Origin of the sequence: Limnohabitans sp. Hippo3 (assembly GCF_003063665.1) — a bacterium.
Taxonomy (GTDB): Bacteria; Pseudomonadota; Gammaproteobacteria; order Burkholderiales; family Burkholderiaceae_C; genus Limnohabitans_A.
Window position 1 is genome coordinate 546,715 of sequence record NZ_NESF01000001.1, and the last position, 18,962, is coordinate 565,676.

16 protein-coding genes and 1 tRNA gene are annotated in these 18,962 nt (G+C 62.5%); 10 read left to right on the plus strand and 7 right to left on the minus strand.

From position 1 onward, the window contains the following. Positions 1–17: 17 nt before the first annotated feature. The 5 genes from B9Z34_RS02555 to B9Z34_RS02575 all read right to left on the minus strand — a co-directional run bounded on the left by B9Z34_RS02555 (position 18) and on the right by B9Z34_RS02575 (position 6,814). Positions 18–1,004: an NADPH:quinone reductase gene (locus B9Z34_RS02555; RefSeq protein ID WP_108426519.1), complete on the minus strand. Its 987-nt coding sequence runs from the start codon at positions 1,002–1,004 to the stop codon at positions 18–20. Between the two features lie 26 nt (positions 1,005–1,030). After that, positions 1,031–4,558, minus strand: a complete 3,528-nt coding sequence (gene dnaE / locus B9Z34_RS02560) for a DNA polymerase III subunit alpha (RefSeq protein ID WP_108426520.1) — start codon at positions 4,556–4,558, stop codon at positions 1,031–1,033. Between the two features lie 101 nt (positions 4,559–4,659). Then, positions 4,660–5,355 carry a DUF599 domain-containing protein gene (locus tag B9Z34_RS02565; protein ID WP_108426521.1) on the minus strand — a complete coding sequence of 232 codons (696 nt, stop codon included), beginning with the start codon at positions 5,353–5,355 and terminating at the stop codon, positions 4,660–4,662. Positions 5,356–5,528: 173 nt separating this feature from the next. Then, positions 5,529–6,062 (minus strand): flavodoxin family protein, encoded by a 534-nt coding sequence (locus B9Z34_RS02570; protein ID WP_108426522.1) that lies wholly within the window; start codon positions 6,060–6,062, stop codon positions 5,529–5,531. 50 nt (positions 6,063–6,112) lie between these two features. Next, on the minus strand, positions 6,113–6,814 hold the full coding sequence (locus tag B9Z34_RS02575) for a pirin family protein (protein ID WP_108426523.1): 702 nt from the start codon (positions 6,812–6,814) through the stop codon (positions 6,113–6,115). Between the two features lie 107 nt (positions 6,815–6,921). Here B9Z34_RS02575 and B9Z34_RS02580 point away from each other — a divergent pair, with 107 nt between their 5' ends. The 7 genes from B9Z34_RS02580 to B9Z34_RS02610 all read left to right on the plus strand — a co-directional run bounded on the left by B9Z34_RS02580 (position 6,922) and on the right by B9Z34_RS02610 (position 12,376). Further along, positions 6,922–7,851 carry a LysR family transcriptional regulator gene (locus B9Z34_RS02580; protein ID WP_108426524.1) on the plus strand — a complete coding sequence of 310 codons (930 nt, stop codon included), beginning with the start codon at positions 6,922–6,924 and terminating at the stop codon, positions 7,849–7,851. Between the two features lie 62 nt (positions 7,852–7,913). Beyond that, positions 7,914–8,960: an NAD(P)/FAD-dependent oxidoreductase gene (locus tag B9Z34_RS02585; RefSeq protein ID WP_108426525.1), complete on the plus strand. Its 1,047-nt coding sequence runs from the start codon at positions 7,914–7,916 to the stop codon at positions 8,958–8,960. Positions 8,961–8,966: 6 nt separating this feature from the next. Further along, on the plus strand, positions 8,967–9,866 hold the full coding sequence (gene gluQRS / locus B9Z34_RS02590) for a tRNA glutamyl-Q(34) synthetase GluQRS (protein WP_108426526.1): 900 nt from the start codon (positions 8,967–8,969) through the stop codon (positions 9,864–9,866). Positions 9,867–9,973: 107 nt separating this feature from the next. Then, complete coding sequence (locus B9Z34_RS02595) at positions 9,974–10,201, plus strand: DUF6364 family protein (RefSeq protein ID WP_108426527.1); 228 nt, start codon at positions 9,974–9,976, stop codon at positions 10,199–10,201. Continuing rightward, positions 10,188–10,655: a PIN domain-containing protein gene (locus tag B9Z34_RS02600; RefSeq protein ID WP_108426528.1), complete on the plus strand. Its 468-nt coding sequence runs from the start codon at positions 10,188–10,190 to the stop codon at positions 10,653–10,655. Before B9Z34_RS02595 ends, B9Z34_RS02600 begins: the two co-directional genes overlap by 14 nt. Before the next feature lie 73 nt (positions 10,656–10,728). After that, the gene (trmB, locus tag B9Z34_RS02605; RefSeq protein ID WP_108426529.1) at positions 10,729–11,460 is read left to right on the plus strand and encodes a tRNA (guanosine(46)-N7)-methyltransferase TrmB; all 732 of its coding nucleotides are present in this window, start codon (positions 10,729–10,731) and stop codon (positions 11,458–11,460) included. A gap of 1 nt (position 11,461) precedes the next feature. After that, positions 11,462–12,376 carry a pseudouridine synthase gene (locus B9Z34_RS02610; RefSeq protein WP_108426530.1) on the plus strand — a complete coding sequence of 305 codons (915 nt, stop codon included), beginning with the start codon at positions 11,462–11,464 and terminating at the stop codon, positions 12,374–12,376. 21 nt (positions 12,377–12,397) lie between these two features. Here the strand turns inward: B9Z34_RS02610 and alaS are convergent, their stop codons facing one another. Next, on the minus strand, positions 12,398–15,049 hold the full coding sequence (gene alaS / locus B9Z34_RS02615) for an alanine--tRNA ligase (RefSeq protein WP_108426531.1): 2,652 nt from the start codon (positions 15,047–15,049) through the stop codon (positions 12,398–12,400). A 191-nt stretch (positions 15,050–15,240) separates the two neighbouring features. Here alaS and B9Z34_RS02620 point away from each other — a divergent pair, with 191 nt between their 5' ends. Then, on the plus strand, positions 15,241–16,719 hold the full coding sequence (locus tag B9Z34_RS02620; protein ID WP_108426532.1) for an NAD-dependent succinate-semialdehyde dehydrogenase: 1,479 nt from the start codon (positions 15,241–15,243) through the stop codon (positions 16,717–16,719). 80 nt (positions 16,720–16,799) lie between these two features. On the opposite strand, the gene B9Z34_RS02625 is transcribed toward B9Z34_RS02620, so the two are convergent. Beyond that, entirely contained in the window at positions 16,800–17,822 is a 1,023-nt protein-coding gene (locus B9Z34_RS02625; protein WP_108426533.1) for a tripartite tricarboxylate transporter substrate binding protein, read from the minus strand. A gap of 179 nt (positions 17,823–18,001) precedes the next feature. Between B9Z34_RS02625 and B9Z34_RS02630 the strand changes: the two genes are divergently transcribed. Further along, positions 18,002–18,075, plus strand: a tRNA-Gly gene (locus B9Z34_RS02630). Between the two features lie 60 nt (positions 18,076–18,135). Further along, the gene (locus B9Z34_RS02635) at positions 18,136–18,960 is read left to right on the plus strand and encodes a plasmid replication/partition related protein (RefSeq protein ID WP_108426534.1); all 825 of its coding nucleotides are present in this window, start codon (positions 18,136–18,138) and stop codon (positions 18,958–18,960) included. The last annotated feature ends 2 nt before the right edge of the window (positions 18,961–18,962 follow it).

Sequence of the window (18,962 nt, forward strand, 5' to 3'; positions counted from 1 at the left end):
CCGCCAGAAATCCTGACTCACAAGTCAATCACGACATTGCCCACCGTCTGCCCCGCTTCCACGGCGCGGTGGGCCTCGGCAATTTGACTGAGTGTGAAACGTGCCCCAATGCTGTGTTGCAGCTTGTTTTGCGCCAGCATTTCTGACAGGCGTGTAACCGCATGCTTTCGGTCAGCGGGCGTCAGCTCATAGACCAGAAAGAACTTCACGCCCATGGACTGGAACAACCAGGGGCGAAACGGCAAGCTGACTTCCAGCGCATTGGAGCCGTAGCACACCACTTGGCCATGCGGGGCCAAAGCGCCTTCGGCGGCCCATCGGGCGGTGGTCGAGAAATCCATGTCGATGATGACGTCGGCACCCCGCCCTTGCGTGAGCGCTTTGACGCGATCAGGGACCGACTCGGTCTTGTAAAAAATCGCATCTTGCATGCCTGCTGCCCGGGCGTGTGCCGCTTTGGCTTCAGAGCCCACGGTGCCGATCACGCGGCCACCGGCCATGCACACCATCTGGCTGATGTAATGGCCCACAGCCGATGAGGCCCCGGTGACCAAAACTGTTTGCCCACGCAAATCACCCGCCAAGCGCTCCGCCAGAATGACCGCCTGCACAGCCGTCAAACCGGGAATGCCCATACAAGCCCCAGCCGCAAAGTCGACGCCATCGGGCAAGGCCACGGCTTGCGCATCCGGCAAGGCGATGAATTGGGCGCAGGTGCCCATGGGGCGCTGCCATTGGCCATTCCACACCCACACACGTTGCCCCACGCGCTCGGGCGACACGCCCTCGCCCACGGCTTCGATCACACCCGCGCCGTCGCTGTGCGGCACGACCAGCGAGTCGGTCAGCGGCCTGGCCCGGCGCGATTTGACGTCGGACGGGTTAACGCCCGAGCAGGCTAAGCGTACCAGCACCTCGCCCGCTTGCGGGCTGGGCGTGGGCAATTCACCCACCTGCATCACATCTTGGGCTTCGCCGTTTTGGGTGTACCAGGCTGCTTTCATGAGGAGGTCCTTGAAGTATGGGAGGATCAGTCGTACACGATCCGCGCCTGCCCCTGATCGGCTTGCGCCATCCAGCTGGCCAGGGCCGCGTCGGTGGGGAAAAATTTGGCGGCTTCGCCCAGCGCCAGCTCGGCGCGGGCCACCAGTTGGTCGTTGCTGCGCTCCAGCACCAGGCGCACGGGCAGGCCGCGCACCAGGTCACCCTGCTCGGTTTGCTCGCGTTGCGCGGGGAACTCTTTGACGATGCGGGCGATGTCGGGCGCACGGCCATTCACCGCCACGCGCAGGTATTTTCCGTAGCGGCAACGGGCAGCGCCCAGGTCCATGATCTGCTCGATTTTGAGCCTGAAGCCGCCAGAAAACCGGTCGGCCTGCATCTTGGCCGTGACGATGATCAGTTCGTCGTCTTTGAGCAAATGCTTGGCCGAGTTGATCAAGGCTTCGTCGGCCGTGGCTTCCATCACGCCCGATTTGTCGTCGAGCTTGAAGATGGCCACCTTGCCACGCTGGCCGTTGATGATGCGCAAATCGCTCACGATGCCCGCCAAAAGCTGAGGCTCGCGGCTGTCGATCAGGTCGTCGATTTTGCGGCGGGCAAACTGGCGCACTTCCCGCTCCACCGCGTCGAACAAATGACCGGACAAGAAAAAGCCGACGGCGGTTTTTTCGAGCAGCAAGCGCTCCTTGATGCCCCAGGGCATGACCTCGACCAGCTCGGGCTCTTGCGTGCTGGAGCCGTGCGAGTCGTCGCCCAACATGTCGAACAGGCCGCCTTGGTTGGCGTTGGCCACGGTGGCGGCAGCAAACTCGAAGGCTTTGTCGATGCTGGCCGATAAGGCGGCGCGGTTCATGTGCAGCGAGTCAAAAGCTCCTGCTTTGATGAGCGCGTCCACCGTGCGTTTATTAATGCGGGTGCGGTCCACACGCACCGCGAAGTCAAACAGGCTGGTGAACGGGCCGCCTTGTTCGCGGGCCGCCACAATCGCCTCGATCGCCTGCTGGCCCGTGCCTTTGATGGCACCCAGGCCGTAGCGGATCACTTTATCGGTGACGGGCTCAAAGCGGTGCGTGCCGCGGTTCACGTCCGGCGGGTCAAAGCGGATGCCGAACTTGAGCGCGTCCTCGTGCAGCACCTTGAGCTTGTCGGTGTCGTCCATCTCCACCGTCATGTTGGCGCAGAAGAACTCGGCGGTGTAGTGCACCTTGAGCCAACCCGTGTGGTAAGCCAACAGAGAATAAGCGGCGGCGTGCGATTTGTTGAAGCCGTAGCCCGCGAACTTTTCCATCAGGTCAAAGACTTCATCGGCCTTGTCCTGCGGGATGCCGTGGGTGGCCAAAGCGCCCGCGCGGAACTTCTCGCGGTGCTCGGCCATTTCTTCGGCCTTTTTCTTGCCCATGGCCCGGCGCAGCAAGTCCGCGCCGCCGAGCGAATAGCCACCCAGGATCTGCGCCGTCTGCATCACCTGCTCCTGGTAGACCATGATGCCGTAGGTCTCGCTCAGCATCTCGGCCACCGCCGGGTGTGGGTACTCCACCACTTCGCGCCCATGTTTACGCGCCACAAAGCTGGGGATCAGGTCCATGGGGCCTGGGCGGTAGAGCGCGTTCAGCGCAATCAGGTCTTCGAGGCGGCTGGGGCGGGCGTCGCGCAGCATGCCTTGCATGCCGCGGCTTTCAAACTGGAACACGGCCTCGGTCTTGCCGTCTGCAAAAAGTTTGTAGGTCGCCGCATCATCGAGCGGGATGTTTTCAAAGGCGAAGTTCTCCTGGCCTTTGTGCCGCTTCATGATGAATTCGCGGGCGATCTCCAAAATGGTGAGGGTGGCCAAGCCCAAAAAGTCGAACTTCACCAGGCCCGCCGCTTCCACGTCGTCCTTGTCGTACTGACTCACGGCCGATTCGCTGCCGGGCTGCTGGTAGAGCGGGCAAAAGTCGGTCAACTTACCCGGCGCGATCAGCACGCCCCCGGCGTGCATGCCCACATTGCGGGTCATGCCTTCGAGCTTTTGCGCCAGCTCGATCAGGGTCTTCACGTCCTCTTCTCGCTCGATGCGCTCGGCCAGGATCGGCTCCATCGCAATCGCGTAGTTGTTCTTGTCGCCCTCTTTGGGCGTGGCGGGTGGGTACTGTAGCGTGACCGACATGCCAGGCTTGTTGGGGATGAGCTTACTGATGCCATCGCAAAAGGTGTAGCTCATGTCCAGAACCCGGCCCACATCGCGGATGGCGGCACGCGCGGCCATGGTGCCGAAGGTGGCGATCTGACTGACCGCGTCGCGCCCGTATTTGTCCTTCACGTAATCGATCACGCGGTCCCGGTTGGTCTGGCAAAAGTCGATGTCAAAGTCGGGCATCGACACCCGCTCCGGGTTCAAAAAGCGCTCAAACAGCAGGTTGTATTGCAGCGGGTCCAGATCGGTGATCTTGAGCGCATAGGCCACCAGCGAGCCCGCGCCCGAACCCCGGCCCGGGCCCACGGGGCAGCCGTTGTTCTTGGCCCACTGGATGAAGTCGCCCACGATGAGGAAGTAGCCCGGAAAGCCCATCTTCAGGATGGTGTTCAGCTCAAACTCCAGCCGATCGACATACCGCTGGCGCTCGGCTTCGCGCTTGGCCTCGTCGGGGTACAAGTGGATGAGGCGCTCTTTCAGGCCCTCGTGCGAGACGTGACGGAAATACTCGTCCACCGACATGACCACGCCATTGACGGGGGGGATAGGGAAATTGGGCAGCTGCGGCTTGCCCAGCACCAAAGTCAGGTTGCAGCGCTTGGCGATTTCCAGGGTGTTGGCAATCGCGCTGGGCACATCGGCAAACAAGGCACACATTTGCTCTGAGGACTTGAAATACTGCTCGCGTGTAAAGCGGCGCACCCGGCGGGGGTTGGCCAGGATTTCGCCTTCGGAAATGCAGACCCGCGCTTCGTGCGCCTCGTAATCTTCGGCCGTATGGAACTGCACCGGGTGCGTGGCCACCACGGGCAAACCCAAACGCGCAGCCAGTGCCACAGCACCCGCTACCTGCGGCTCGTCATCCGGCCGGCCTGCGCGTTGCAGCTCCAGGTAGAAACGGTGCGGAAAGATCGAGCCCAGCTGCAGCGCCACGTCGGCCGCCTTGTGGGTGTCACCCTGCACGATGGCCTGGCCCACCGGGCCGGCTTGCGCACCCGAGAGCAAAATCAAGCCGTCGGACAATTCCTTGAGCCAGGCCAGCTTGACCACCGCCACGCCTTTGACGATGTTTTGCGTCCAGGCACGAGCCAGCAGCTCGCAAAGGTTCAGGTAGCCTGGGTGGTTTTGCACCAAGAGCACCACCCGGCTGGTGGCCCCGGCGTCGCCCCCCAGGCCTTCGAGGTTGATCTCTGCGCCGACGATGGGCTTGACCCCCTTGCCTCGCCCTTCCTTGTAAAACTTGACCGTGCCGAACAGGTTGTTCAGGTCGGTGATGGCCAGCGCAGGCTGGGCGTCTTTGGCCGCGATCTTGACCACATCGTCGATGCGGCAAGTGGAGTCAACGACGGAGAATTCGGTGTGAAGGCGCAGGTGGACGAACATAGCCTGTCATTGTAGAAGGTTACCCTACGGCAGAAGTTATGCCTATCTGTGGGTGGCTGGCTCTTGTGGTAGGCTGCCCCTGCAGCCGAAGGTATTCGTATTCAGTCGCGCAAGACCTGCAACACGTCTGAGCGGAATTCGCGCCCATACAAAATCAGCACCACCAAAGCTGTCCCCAAGACCAGGGCCAACGGCGAGAAAAACCAGGCCATCGCCGCAAAAGAAAAGTAATAGGCCCGCAAACCATCGTTGAAAGTCTCGGCGGCGGCGCTGACCATATTGCCCGCCCGCTGCGCGTAGTGTTCGCGATCTGACTCACCGCTGGCAAAAGATTCTGGCGGCGGCATGCTGCCGATGATCAGGGCGACAAAGGTGTACTGCCGCATGGACCAAGAAAACCGGAAAAAGGCGTACACAAAAATGCCCACCAGCACCAAAATTTTCAGCTCAAACACCAGCAAGGGCGTGGGCTGGGCAAAGGGGATTTCGCCCACCAGCTCCGCCGCTTTGTTGGTGGTGCCCAACAAAGCAAACAGACCACCGATGATGATGATGCTGGTCGATGAAAAAAACGCCGGTGTTTGAGAAAGATTCTGGGTAATCAAACCATCGAGCATGCGCGGATCACGCGCCGTGGTTTGGAGCATCCACTTTTGACGGTACTTGTTGGTGGTGGCGATCAGGCTTTGGTCGCGCTTGCCGCGAATGCGGGCAAACCAAGCGTAGCCCACCCACAAAGCAAAAAAAGAAAACAGTGCCAGCCAATCGGCCCAGGGCAGCATAGAGATGATTTTCATCACCTCATGCTAACCGAGCGGCGCAACTGTCGGCCGCAGGGGCGACCTCCTACAGGGACAAGCCCTCAACTACCGAGTGGGAGCGAGCCCCTGCTCGCGAATGGCTGGTCTGGCTCGGGCGCTCATGCCACACCACCATTCGGCCGCAGGGGCGACTTCACACAAAGGGCCTGTCAGCCGCGCAGCTTGGCAGCGACTGCGGCGACGCGCTCGCCGTAGGCTTTGGCGGTGTCCAGATCGCCCTGGGGGATGTCTTCGGCAGGGCTGGTCGGGCCGACTTGGGCCATCACGCCGGAGTTGGAGCCGATGCGGTTGATGGTGCCGTCGTTCATGGCAGGCTGACCCACCCACACCATGCCTTGCTGCATGGCCAAGGTGATGAAGTACTGGATGGTCGAAAGCTTGTCGCCGCTGGGGCTGGCCGAGATGGTGAAGCCGCCTGCGACTTTGTCTTTCCAGGCGCTGGTGAACCAACGCTTGGAGGTGGCGTCGGCGAATTTCTTGAACTGCCACGAAGCCATGCCCATGTAGGTGGGCGAGCCGAAGATGATGGCGTCGGCCGCGTCCAGTGTCGCCCAATCGGCGTCGGTGATGTTGCCGTCGGCGTCGATGGTCACGGTTTGGGCGTTCGCGCCTTGCGCCACGAACTGGGCCACGCGCTGGGTGTGGCCGTAGCCGGAATGGAAAACAACAACAGTTTTAGCCATGAAAAAACTCCTGGGTTGAAAGGACAGGTTGAAAAGAAGGGTTGAGAAAATCAGGGGGCCAAGTCAAACACCAGCACTTCGGCGTTCTGGCCCTGGTTCAGCGCCAAGGCCGATTCGCCTTGCAGCATGGCCGCATCACCGGCCTGCAATGCCTGGCCATTGACCTGCAAGCGGCCGCGTACCAAAAACACATAGGCCTTGCGGGTCGGGTCCAGACTCAGTTGCGCCGTTTCTGTGCCATCGAACAGACCGGCGTACATGCGGGCATCGGCGTGAATTTTGACGGTGTGCTCATTGGCATCCGGGGCCGCCACCAGCGCCAGCTGGCCACGTTTGACCGCTTCGGGCACGGTTTTTTGCTCGTACCCCGGGTCAATGCCCGTCACATTCGGTTCGATCCAGATTTGCAAGAAGTGCGTCTCTTGGCCCTTGGCGTGGTTGAACTCGCTGTGGCGCACGCCAGAGCCGGCACTCATGCGCTGCACATCGCCGGGTGGAATGCCTTTCACATTGCCCATGCTGTCCTGATGGGCCAGGTTGCCCGACAGCACGTAGCTGATGATTTCCATGTCGCGGTGACCGTGTGTGCCAAAGCCGGTGCCGGGCGCGATGCGGTCTTCGTTGATGACGCGCAGGTTGCCAAAACCCATGTGGGCCGGGTCGAAGTAGTTGGCAAAAGAAAAGCTGTGGAACGATTTCAGCCAGCCGTGGTCGGCGTAGCCGCGTTCATGGGATTTGCGAAGGGTCAGCATGAGGTTCTCCTGGATGCGATGGGTTAACTTTAAAGACGGCATGGCCCAGATAGGTGCAATTCGTTTGCTGCCAGCATTCGAATAATTTGAATTAAGATAAGCCCACCATGCAAAGCCCCAAAGATTGGCTCACGCCCGACGCCCTGTTCATGCTGCAAACCATCGACGAACAAGGCAGTTTTGCCGCCGCCGCCCGTAAGCTGAACCTGGTGCCCAGCACCCTGACCTACCGGGTGCGGCAGCTCGAAGACGCGCTGGACGTGCTGTTGTTTGACCGCAGCTCGCGCCAAGCCAGGCCCACCGCAGCCGGGCAAGAGTTGCTGCGCGAAGCAGGTCGCTTGCTGCAAGACATCGACGCCGTGGCCAACCGGGTCAAGCGGGTGGCCACGGGTTGGGAAGCGGTGTTGACGGTGGCGGTGGACAGCATCATTTCGCGCAGCGTGGTGATGGATTTGTGTGAGGCCTTTCTGGCGCTCAACAGCCCGACCCGCTTGCGCATCCGACACGAAACATTGTCCGGTACCATGGCCGCCTTGACCTCCGGGCAAGCCGATCTGGCCTTGGGCGTGGCGCTGGACCAGCACATGGCCGCAGACATTCAGCACATGGCGCTGGGTGAAGTGCCTTTTGTGTTTGCTGTGGCACCCCAGCACCCCTTGGCCCAGGCGGCCGAACCCTTAAGCAATGCCCAGCTGGTGCAGCACCGCATGGTGGCCGTGGCCGACTCGGTGCAACGCGGCAGTGGCCTGACGGTGGGGCTGCAAGGCGGTCAGGATGTGTTCACCGTGCCCGACATGCCCAGCAAACTGCAAGCGCAACTGCGCGGTTTAGGCGCTGGCTTTTTGCCCCAAAGCCTGGCCGCGCCCTATGCGCAGCAAGGCATGCTGGTGATCAAGCGCACAGACCAGTCCCGCCTGAGCACGGTGCACGCAGCCTGGCGCGACAGCCGCCTGAGCCCTGCGGGTCACGCCCTGCTGTGGTGGACGGCCCAGCTGGAAAAAGCCACAACTCGTCAGGCATTGCGGCAAGCACTTTGAAGTCCGTTGGTAATAACCCGCCCAGTCAACATCCCACAGCTTTTCTCGGCTAAAGTGGCTCCATGACCACACAACACATCGCCATCATCGGCGTCGGCATGGCCGGCGTCACTTGCGCACGCACACTGCGCCAAGCCGGACACAACGTCACCTTGTTCGAGAAAAGCCGAGGCCTCGGAGGCCGCATGTCCACCCGCGCCAGCGCCTTTGGCAGCTTTGACCATGGGGCGCAGTACTTCACCGTGCGCGACCCTCGTTTTGAGCTGGCCATCGGCACCGCGCCAGGGGTATGCAAACCCTGGAGCGCCAACGCCGTGCGCGTGCTCGACCCGAACGGCCGTGTGATCGAAGCCGGTCTGCCCGGCGGCGAGCGCCACTGGGTGGCCATGCCCGGGATGAACGGTCTGGTCAAAGCCTGGGCCGCGCCCCTGGTGGAAGACGGCAATGTGCAGTTGCAAACCCGGGTCACGCAAATCACGACCGACCCGATGAAGAAGAACGGTTGGCAACTGCACACCGAAAGCGATGACGGCGGACAGCACATTTATGCCGGTTTCGACAAAGTGATCTTGGCCATCCCCCCCGCCCAGGCGACCGCCTTGCTCAAGACGTCCGGTCTGAGCGCCTTGGCCGATCCCCTGAAAGAGGTCCGCGTGGACCCTTGCTGGACGCTGATGCTGGCCTATCCGCAGGCTGTGCAGCCAGGCCTCATCACCCTCGGCCCACAATGGAACGCGGCCCGCAGCACGCATCACCGCATCGCCTGGATGGCCCGCGAATCGTCCAAACCCGGGCGCGAGCGCATCGAGCGCTGGACCGTGCAGGCCAGCGCCCCCTGGTCTGCCGAGCACGTCAACGACTCGGCCGAACGCATCACCGGCAAGCTGATCAAGGCCTTTGCCGAGATCACCGGCATTCGCGCCACCCCGGCCCATGCCGAGGTACACCGCTGGCTGTATGCCAAAACCGCACAGCCCTTGGGCGAAAGCCACCTGTGGTTCAAGGACCAGGGCATTGGCCTGTGCGGCGACTGGTGCCTGGGCCACCGGGTTGAAGACGCTTTTGTCTCGGGCCTGGAGCTGGCTTTGGCGGTGCTCAAGAAACGCTGATCACCCATGGGGAGCCCCTACACAGGCCGGTTTGCGCCCTCGCCAACCGGCCTTTTGCATGCCGGCTCGCTGGTGGCGGCGCTGGCCAGCTGGCTCGATGCCCGCGCCCACGGCGGCCGCTGGCTCGTACGCATCGAAGATGTGGACACACCCCGCTGCGTGCCGGGGGCCGACCAGGCGATCTTGCAGCAACTGGCAGCCTGCGGCCTGCAGCCCGACGGCCCCGTGCTGTGGCAAAGCCAGCGCGGCGAGCACTACGCTGCCGCCTTGCAAACCCTGGTGGAACAAGGCTGGGCCTACCCCTGCGGCTGCTCGCGTAAAGAGATCGAATCGGCCCAAGCCGTGGTCCGGCACAGCGCCGCCGTCTACCCCGGCACCTGCCGAAACGGTCTGAGGGGCAAACCCGCCCGCGCCTGGCGGCTGAATGTGCAGGCCGTGCAAGCCGCACTGGGCTTGCCCGCCGTCACGCATTGGCGCGACCGCCGCCTGGGGCCGCAACAGCAAAACGTGAGCCAGGAAGTCGGCGACTTTGTGCTGCGCCGCGCCGATGGCTTGTGGGCTTACCAGCTGGCAGTGGTGGTGGACGACGCCGCGCAAGGCATCACCCATGTGGTGCGCGGTCAGGACCTGGCCGACAACACGGCACGGCAAATCGTGCTGCAACGCGCCTTGGGCCTGCCCACGCCCCAGTACCTGCACACCCCTCTGGTGCTGGGTGCCAACGGCGAAAAGCTCAGCAAACAAAACGGGGCCCAAGCGCTGGATTTGCAAACCCCACAAGCTGTCTTGGCCGCGCTGAACGCTGCGGCGCAGGTGCTTGGGCTGACTGCGGCACCCGCGCACCTCGCCCCCACGCAAGCCTTGTCACTTTGGACCGAGCAGCTGAGGGCCAAGGCTCCCCCATGAGGGCATACATTTGCGCCAGAGCCCCGATTCACACATAATATGTGTGAATTTATGAATGCGTGTTCTGCTGTTGCACAGCCACCATGCACCTTTAAGGGAGGCCCACCATGAACATCACTCTGTCCGTCGACGAGCGCGTCGCCGAATCCGCACGCGAAGCGGCCCGCAAAATGGGCAAAAGCCTGAACCAGGCCGTGCGCGACTACCTGGAACAACTGGCCGGACAAGAGCGCCAGGTCACCGAGTGGCAACTTTGGGAGCAACGTTGCCTGAGCGGCGGCGGTCGCCTGCAAGGCTGGAAGTTTGACCGGGACGCCCTGCATGATCGCGGCTGAACCCACGCCGCCCTGGGGCCAACTGCTGGCTCTACCCAAAGCGCGCTGCTTCATCGACACCAACCTGCTGGTCTATGCCGACAGCACAGACGAGCCCCGCAAACAGCGCATCGCCATCGATGTGCTGCGCCACCTGCGCTTTGAACGGCTGGGCGTGCTGTCCACCCAAGTCCTGAACGAGTACATCCAGGTCGGCCTGCGCAAGCTGGGCCTGTCCCACACGCACATCCGCGAGCAGCTGCACTGCTACCGGCAGCTGGATGTGGCTGCCGTGACCCCGGACACCATCGACATGGCGCTGCAGATGCACCAGCAACACGCCCTGAGCTATTGGGACGCCTTGATCGTGGCCAGCGCCCACATTGCGGGATGCTCGGTCTTGATCACCGAGGACATGGGCACAGGTGAGGTGCTGGCCGGGGTGAAGCTGGTCAACCCGTTCAGTGCGGCCTGAGCACACCCAAGCCCAAGTACAACCCGGACCTGGACCCGCGATAATCACAGGCTTTGCCCCACATCCCGCCCCCATGACGACGCCAGAAGACACCACAACCGCCCCGGCAGCCGACGCCCAAGAAGCACCCTTCATGCGCACCATCAAGACCTATGTGCTGCGGGCCGGGCGCATGGGCTCGGGCCAAGTGCGGGCGTTTGAGCAATTCGGCCCGCAGTTTTTGATCCCCTACCGTGCTGAACGCCTGGACGTGCAGGCCGCCTTTGGGCGCAGTGCCCCCTTGATTCTGGAAATCGGTTTTGGCATGGGCGATGCCACCGCCAAAATCGCGCAGGTGCGCCCGGATGACAACTTTTTGTGCTGTGAAGTGCACGAGCCCGGTGTGGGCGCCTTGCTCAAGCGCTGCGGCGAAGAGCACATCGGCAACATCCGCATCGTCCAGCACGACGCGATCGAGGTCATGGACAACATGCTCGGCCCGGACAGCCTGGACGGCGTGCACATCTTCTTTCCAGACCCTTGGCACAAAAGCCGCCACCACAAACGTCGCCTGATCCAGGCGCCCTTTGTGCAGCGCCTGGCCCAGCACATCAAGCCCGGTGGCTACCTGCACCTGGCCACCGACTGGCAGCCTTATTCCGAGCAAATGATGGCCGTGCTCCGCACGGAACCCTTGCTGGCCAACACCAGCGCCGCAGCGGACGGCTTTGCCACCAAACCCGACTACCGGCCGCTCACCAAGTTTGAAAACCGGGGACTCAAGCTCGGCCACGGCGTGTGGGACCTGGTGTTCCGGCGGGTCTGACATGACCCGCTCGGGACGCGTGGCCCAAATGCCCATGCGCGATGGCGTGAGCGCCAGCGTGGTGGCCGTCCCGGCAGGTCACTGGCCCCATTTGCTCGATTTTCTGGCGCAGCGCATGCCCGGCATCTCGCGCAGCGAATGGGCGCGTCGCATGGACCAGGGTCTGGTGCTGCAAGAAAGTGGGCAAAGCGCCCAGGCCCATCAGCCCTGCCTGGCCGGGGAGCGCTATTTTTATTACCGCCATGTGGCTGACGAGCCGCCATTGCCTGGACAAGCAGCGGTGGTGTTCGAGGACGATCACCTGTTGGTGGCCGACAAGCCACATTTCATGCCTGTGACGCCGTCAGGCCCTTATGTGCAGCAATGCCTGTTGGTGCAACTCAAGCGCCTGACCGGCCAGGCCGATCTGGTGCCCCTGCACCGGATTGACCGTGAAACGGCCGGACTGGTGTTGTTTGGCAAACGGCTGCACGAGCGCGATGCCTACCACGCCCTGTTTCGGGAACACGCCATTCACAAGACCTACCACGCCGTGGCCTTGCACCGCCCCGAGCTGACACTGCCGCGCGTGCACACCAGCCGCCTGGCCGAAGACCCGGTGCATTTTTTCAAAATGTGCGAAGTTCCGGGGGAGCCCAACAGCGAAACCCGCATCGCCCTGCTGCGCAGCGAAGGTGCCCGAGCGCTGTACCAGCTGGAGCCGGTTTCAGGCAAACGCCATCAGTTGCGCGTGCACATGATGGCCATGGGGCTTGCGATTGAAGGCGACCAGTTTTACCCCTCGGTGCTGCGGGGGCCAGATGAGCTCGAGAACCTGGCGCAACCCTTGCAGTTGCTGGCCCACTCGGTGCAGTTCACCGACCCGCACACGGGCCAGGCCCGTGTGTTCGAGAGTCGCCAGCAACTGCGCCTGTGAGTGAGGCTGGGCCACGCAGGCTCAAACCCGCTCGGCCACCCAAGCCTGAACACTGGCCATCGCTGCGGGCAAAGCCGCGGCGTTGGTGCCGCCGGCCATGGCCATGTCGGGCTTGCCGCCACCTTTTCCGCCCACTTGGCCCGCCACAAAGCTGGCCAACTCGCCCGCTTTGACCTTGCCTGTGGTGTCGGCCGTCACACCTGCGGCGATCTGCACCTTCTCACCGTCCACAGCGGTCAAGACGATCACCGCAGTTTTCATTTTGTCCTTGAGCTTGTCCATGGTGTCGCGCAGGGTCTTGGCGTCCGCGCCTTCGATCTGGGCCACCAAAAGCTTGATGCCTTGGATGTCAATGGCTTGGGTCATCAGCTCGTCGCCCTGGGCCGAAGCCAGCTTGCCTTTGGCAGCAGCCAGTTCTTTTTCCAGCGCCTTGACCTGATCGAGCACCTGCGCGATGCGGTTGTTCAGCTCGGCCGGCTGGGCCTTGAGCGTGCCCGCCGCTTGCGTCACGGTGTCTTCGAGCGACTGCAGGTAAGCCAAGGCGTTTTCACCGGTCACCGCTTCGATGCGGCGCACGCCAGCGGCCACACCGCCCTCGCCCACGATCTTGAACAAGCCAATGTCGCCCGTGGCCTTGACGTGGGTGCCACCGCACAGTTCGCGGCTAGAGCCAATGTCCAAAACACGCACGGTCTCGCCGTACTTCTCGCCGAACAGCATCATCGCGCCAGTCTTCTGGGCGCTTTCGATGTCCATCACACGCGCTTGCGCGGCGGCGTTGGCCAAAATTTCGGCATTGACCTTGGCTTCGATCTCGCGGATCTCGGCGTCGGTCACGGGCGCGTTGTGCGCAAAGTCAAAGCGGGTGCGCTCGGCATTCACCAAGCTGCCCTTTTGCTGCACATGGCTGCCCAGCACTTCGCGCAAGGCCTTGTGCATCAGGTGGGTGGCGCTGTGGTTGCGCACGGTGGCGGCACGCAGGGCCATGTCCACATGGGCCTGCACCGCGTCGCCCACTTTCAGGCTGCCGGATTTCAATTCACCGTGGTGGCCAAACACATCGGCCTTGATCTTGAGCGTGTCGGCCACGTTGAACTGGCCACCCGCGTTGTGGATCATGCCCTGGTCGCCCACCTGACCGCCCGACTCGGCATAGAACGGGGTCGTGTCCAGCACGACCACACCCGCCTGACCGGCTTTCAGTTCGGTCACGGCCTGGCCGTCGGCGTACAGCGCCAGCACTTTGGCGTTGGCCATCAGCGCGTCGTAACCCACAAAGTCGTTGCCCTCACCCGAATACTCCAGGGCCTTGTCCATCTTGAACTTGCCTGCGGCACGGGCTTGGGCTTTTTGCTTTTCCATGGCCGTGGCAAAACCGGCTTCGTCCACGCTCAAGCCACGCTCACGGCAGACATCGGCCGACAGGTCGAGCGGGAAGCCGTAGGTGTCGTGCAGCTTGAACGCCACTTCGCCCGGCAAGACCTTCACGCCACCCTCGAGGGCCGCGTCCAGAATCTGCATGCCGCTTTGCAGCGTCTCGAAGAAACGCTCTTCTTCCACACGCAAGACATCGGCAATGCGCTCGGCCTGATTGGCCAAATTGGGGTAAGCCGCGCCCATGAGCTTGACCAAATCGGGCACCAGCTTGTGGAAGAACGGGGTTTTCTGGCCCAGCAAATACCCGTGGCGGATGGCGCGGCGGATGATGCGGCGCTGCACATAACCACGTCCTTCGTTGCTCGGCACCACGCCATCGCTCACCAAAAACGCGGTAGCACGGATGTGGTCGGCAATCACGCGCAGCGACTTATTGTTCAGGTCGGTGCAGCCGGTTTCGCGGGCCGCGGCCTTGATCAGCGCTTCAAAAATGTCAATTTCGTAGTTGCTGTGCACGTGTTGCAGGATGGCGGCCAAGCGCTCCAGGCCCATGCCCGTGTCCACGCAAGGGGCGGGCAGCGGTGTGACCGAGCCGTCTTCGTGCATGTTGAACTGCATGAACACGTTGTTCCAGATCTCGATGAAGCGGTCGCCGTCTTCGTCGGGGCTGCCCGGTGGGCCGCCGGGAATGTGCGGGCCGTGGTCGTAGAAGATTTCAGAGCAAGGGCCGCAAGGGCCGGTGTCGGCCATCATCCAGAAGTTGTCGCTCTTATAGCGGCCGCCCTTGTTGTCGCCGATGCGGATGATGCGGTTTTCGGCCTGGATGCGCTCGGGCGTCCAACCCGCCTTGACAAAAATGCCTTCCCAAATGCCATGGGCCTCGTCGTCTTCCATGTAAACGGTGGCGTACAGCTTGTCGGCGGGCAGTTTGTAGACCTGGGTCAGCAGTTCCCAAGCCCACTCCAGCGATTCGCGCTTGAAATAGTCACCAAACGACCAGTTGCCCAGCATCTCGAAGAAGGTGTGGTGGCGGGCGGTGTAGCCCACGTTTTCCAGGTCGTTGTGTTTGCCACCGGCGCGCAGGCAGGCCTGCACGGAGGCAGCACGCACATAAGAGCGCTTGTCCGAGCCCAAAAACACGTCCTTGAACTGGACCATGCCCGAGTTGGTGAACATCAAAGTCGGGTCGTTGCCTGGCACCAAGGGGCTGGAGGCCACCACGGTGTGCCCCTTGGACTCGAAAAAGTCCAAAAAGGTCTTGCGGATGTCGGCGACGGAAATGGGGGCTTGGCTCATGGTGGTTCAGGCTTTCAATGCAACCGGGCATTATAGATTTGAGGCCAGGCCCTACTTGCTCACCGGTCAGATCGGCGGCCCCGCAAACGCCGTGGTTTTTGCGACTTTCGTGACAGACAGGGCCACTCACACAGGCTAAGCTGCGGATTTGAATTTTCCCCGCGCCCGTCTCACGGGCTTTTGGAGACCCCATGGACATGAAGACATCCCCCCTCGCCTTGCTGAACGACCCGACTTTGCTCAAGACCGACGCCCTGATCAATGGCCAGTGGGTCGCGGGCAGCCAGCGTTTTGACGTGACCGACCCGGCCACAGGCGGGCATTTGGCCAGCGTGGCCAACCTGGGTGCGGCCGAGGCTGAAGCCGCCATTGCCGCCGCCAACGCCGCCTGGGGCGCCTGGAAAACCAAGACCGCCAAAGAGCGCAGCATCATCCTGCGCAAGTGGTTTGACCTCTTGATCGCCAACACCGAAGACCTGGCACGCCTCATGACCGCAGAAAACGGCAAGCCGATTGCCGAGTCGCGTGGCGAAGTGGCCTATGGCGCAAGTTTTGTGGAGTGGTTCGCCGAAGAGGCCAAGCGCGTGAACGGCGAAACCCTGCCCCAGTTCGACAACAACCGCCGCCTCTTGGTGCTCAAGCAGCCCATCGGCGTGTGCGCGGCCATCACGCCCTGGAACTTCCCGCTGGCCATGATCACCCGCAAGGTGGCCCCAGCCCTGGCAGCCGGTTGCCCCGTGGTCATCAAACCCGCCGAGCAAACCCCGCTCACCGCCTTGGCTGCGGCCGAGCTGGCGATCCGTGCAGGCATCCCGGCCGGGGTGCTCAACATCATCACCGCAGACGGCCCGCAAAGCATCGCCATCGGCAAAGTGCTGTGCGCCAGCGACGTGGTGCGCCACATCAGCTTCACAGGCTCCACCGAGGTGGGTCGCATCCTGATGGCGCAGTCGGCCCCCACCGTCAAGAAGATGTCGCTGGAGCTGGGGGGCAACGCGCCCTTCATCGTGTTCGACGACGCCGACATCGACAGCGCCGTGGAAGGCGCTTTTGCCAGCAAATACCGCAATGCGGGCCAGACTTGCGTGTGCACCAACCGTTTTTATGTGCAGGAATCGGTCTACGAAGAGTTCGCCACCAAGTTCGCGGCCAAGGTCAAAACCGCCAAAGTGGGCAACGGCTTTGCCGACGGCGTGAACCAGGGCCCGCTGATCGAACCCTCGGCCCTCGACAAAGTCGAGCGCCATGTGAAAGACGCCATCGCCAAGGGCGGGCGTGTGCTCGCGGGCGGCAAGCGCCTGGACGGACAGTTTTTTGAGCCCACCGTGATCGCGGACGCCAGCGCCGACATGGTCTGCGCCAAGGAAGAAACCTTTGGCCCCTTTGCGCCCATCTTCAAGTTCAAGACCGAGCAAGAAGCCATCTTTGCGGCCAACAACACCGAGTTTGGCCTGGCCAGCTACTTCTACAGCCGCGACGTGGGTCGCATCTTCCGCGTGAGCGAGGCGCTGGAATACGGCATGGTCGGCATCAACGTGGGCATTCTGGCCACCGAGCATGTGCCGTTTGGTGGCGTCAAGCAGTCGGGCCTGGGCCGCGAGGGCTCACACCACGGCATGGACGACTATGTGGAGATCAAATACCTCTGCATGGGCGACATCCTGAAATGAACGTCTGAAAAGACCAAAGCCGCCCGACAAGCGGACGGCTTTGGAAGCATCCCGCGCAAGGCACCCGAGGGTGCCTTTTTTCACGACTTTTTGGCCAAGCCAAGACGCTCGATGGTGGCGCGTTCGGCCTCAAAAGTGCGGGCGCCGTAGCGGGTGTACTCCTCGGTGCCCATGTAGATCACGGGCTGGAAGAAGCGGTCCAGTGTTTCCAGCACTTTGGGGTCTTCCAGCGTTTTCTTGAAGGCATCGTGCAGTATCCGCACCACGGCCGGGTCCATGCCCTTGGGGCCGCCAATGCCAAAAGGCGACTCGGTGATCGTGTCCCAGCCGCTTTCCTTGACCGTGGGAATGTCCGGAAACGCCTTGGTGCGGTTGCGCCCCAGCGTGGCCAACAGGCGCAGCTTGCCCTCCTTGACCAGCGGTGCAAATTCGGTGGTGCCGCTCATCACTCGGATGTGTCCGCCCAAAATCGCCTGCATCAGCTCAGCAGAGCCTTTGTAGGGAATGTGGTTGAGCTCAATGCCCGCTTTTTGCGAGAACTCCTCAATCGCCAGGTGTGGCGTGGTGCCCGTGCCGGTGCTGCCGTACTCGACCTTGCCCGGATTGGCCTTGGCATAAGCCACCATTTCCTTGAGGGTCTTGAAAGGCGCATCCATGGTCGCCACCAAGCCAAAGGTATAGCCCGTCAGGCATGCAATGTGGGTCAGGTCCTTGACCGGGTCAAAGGCCATTTTTTGCATGTGCGGCAAGCGGTACACACCCAAAGGCAACTGGGTGAGCATGTAGCCATCGGGACGGGCATTGACCATGGCGGTGGCACCCAAAGTGCCCCCAGCCCCCGGCCGGTTGTCCACGACCACCGACACGCCCAACGCGCGCGAGGCGCTCTCGGCAAATGCTCGCATGACCGCATCGCTGCTTCCGCCCGGTGGCCAAGGCGCAATCAGGGTGATGGGTTTGTTGGGAAATGCGCTCTGCGCCCAAACGCTGCTGCTCATCAGCGCAGGCGCAGCCATGCCCGCCAGGATGCCCGCCATGCCTTGCAGGGTTTGGCGGCGCTGTGGGTCGGGGGTCTGCTCAATGGGTGAAATGTCTGTCTTCATCGGGGTTCCTGCAAATTGGTAGACACCCCAATTTATGCAGGCTGCCCGCTCCCGTCCACCGGGTAAATCCGCAGTGAACACGCGATCGCGTCACGCCTGCGACAAATGCGCCACCTCTGCCATGGCTCGCATCCCTCTTGTCTGGACAAGGTCCAAGCACCAGTACAATCTGGTGCATCGCGGGTGTCGTTCAATGGTAGGACTCTTGCTTCCCAAGCAAATAACGTGGGTTCGATTCCCATCACCCGCTCCAGCACTTTCGCCCAGACCAAGAAGGCCCCGCAAGGGGCCTTCGGCATTTCTACCCTCGCCCATGCAGATCACCGTCAACGAAGAACTCAAAGCCTACATCGACCCGCTCACCCCGGACGAACACGCAGCGCTGGAGCGCAGCATCCTGGCCGAGGGTTGCCGCGATGCGCTGGTGCTGTGGGGCGATGTGCTGGTGGACGGGCATAACCGCTACGGCATTTGCCAAAAGCATGGCTTGCCTTTTCAGACGGTGCAGAACACGCGCTTCCAATCGATGGAGGATGTCCACCTGTGGATGATCGATCAGCACCTGGGGCGGCGCAGCGTTTCCGACTTTCAGCGTGGCGTGCTGGCTTTGCGCAAGCGTGAGATTCTGGCTGCGCGGCGTGCCCAAGCCATCGCCATCGCCAGCGCCAGCGCCAGCGCCGAACCAGGCATGCCATCACTGGGCGATGCGACGCATGTCGTACCCCAAGACGCTGAAGTCCCCGAGCCCAACCCGCTCAAGAGCCGCGCCGACATCGCCAAAGCCGCCCGCCTGAGCAGCAGCCAGGTGGTGCAGATTGAAAAAATCCAGAAACAAGCCGCGCCCGAACTGGTAGCGGCCGTCAAGGCCGGCGCCATTTCCATCAACGCCGCTGCGGCCGTGGCCAGCTTGTCCGCTGAAGAACAAAAATCTGCCGCGCTGGGCGGTAAGGATGAACTCAAACAAGCCGCCAAGCGTGTGCGCGAGGTGCACCGCAAGACATCCCCAGAGGCCGCGGCCTCATCTGTGGCCCTGCCCGAGGACGTGCAAGCCTTGCAAGCGCGTGTGGCCTCACTGACCGCAGAAAATCAGGCCTTGCGTGCCCAAGTGGCCGAACTGCAGGCCCAGCTGAGGGCCTGAAC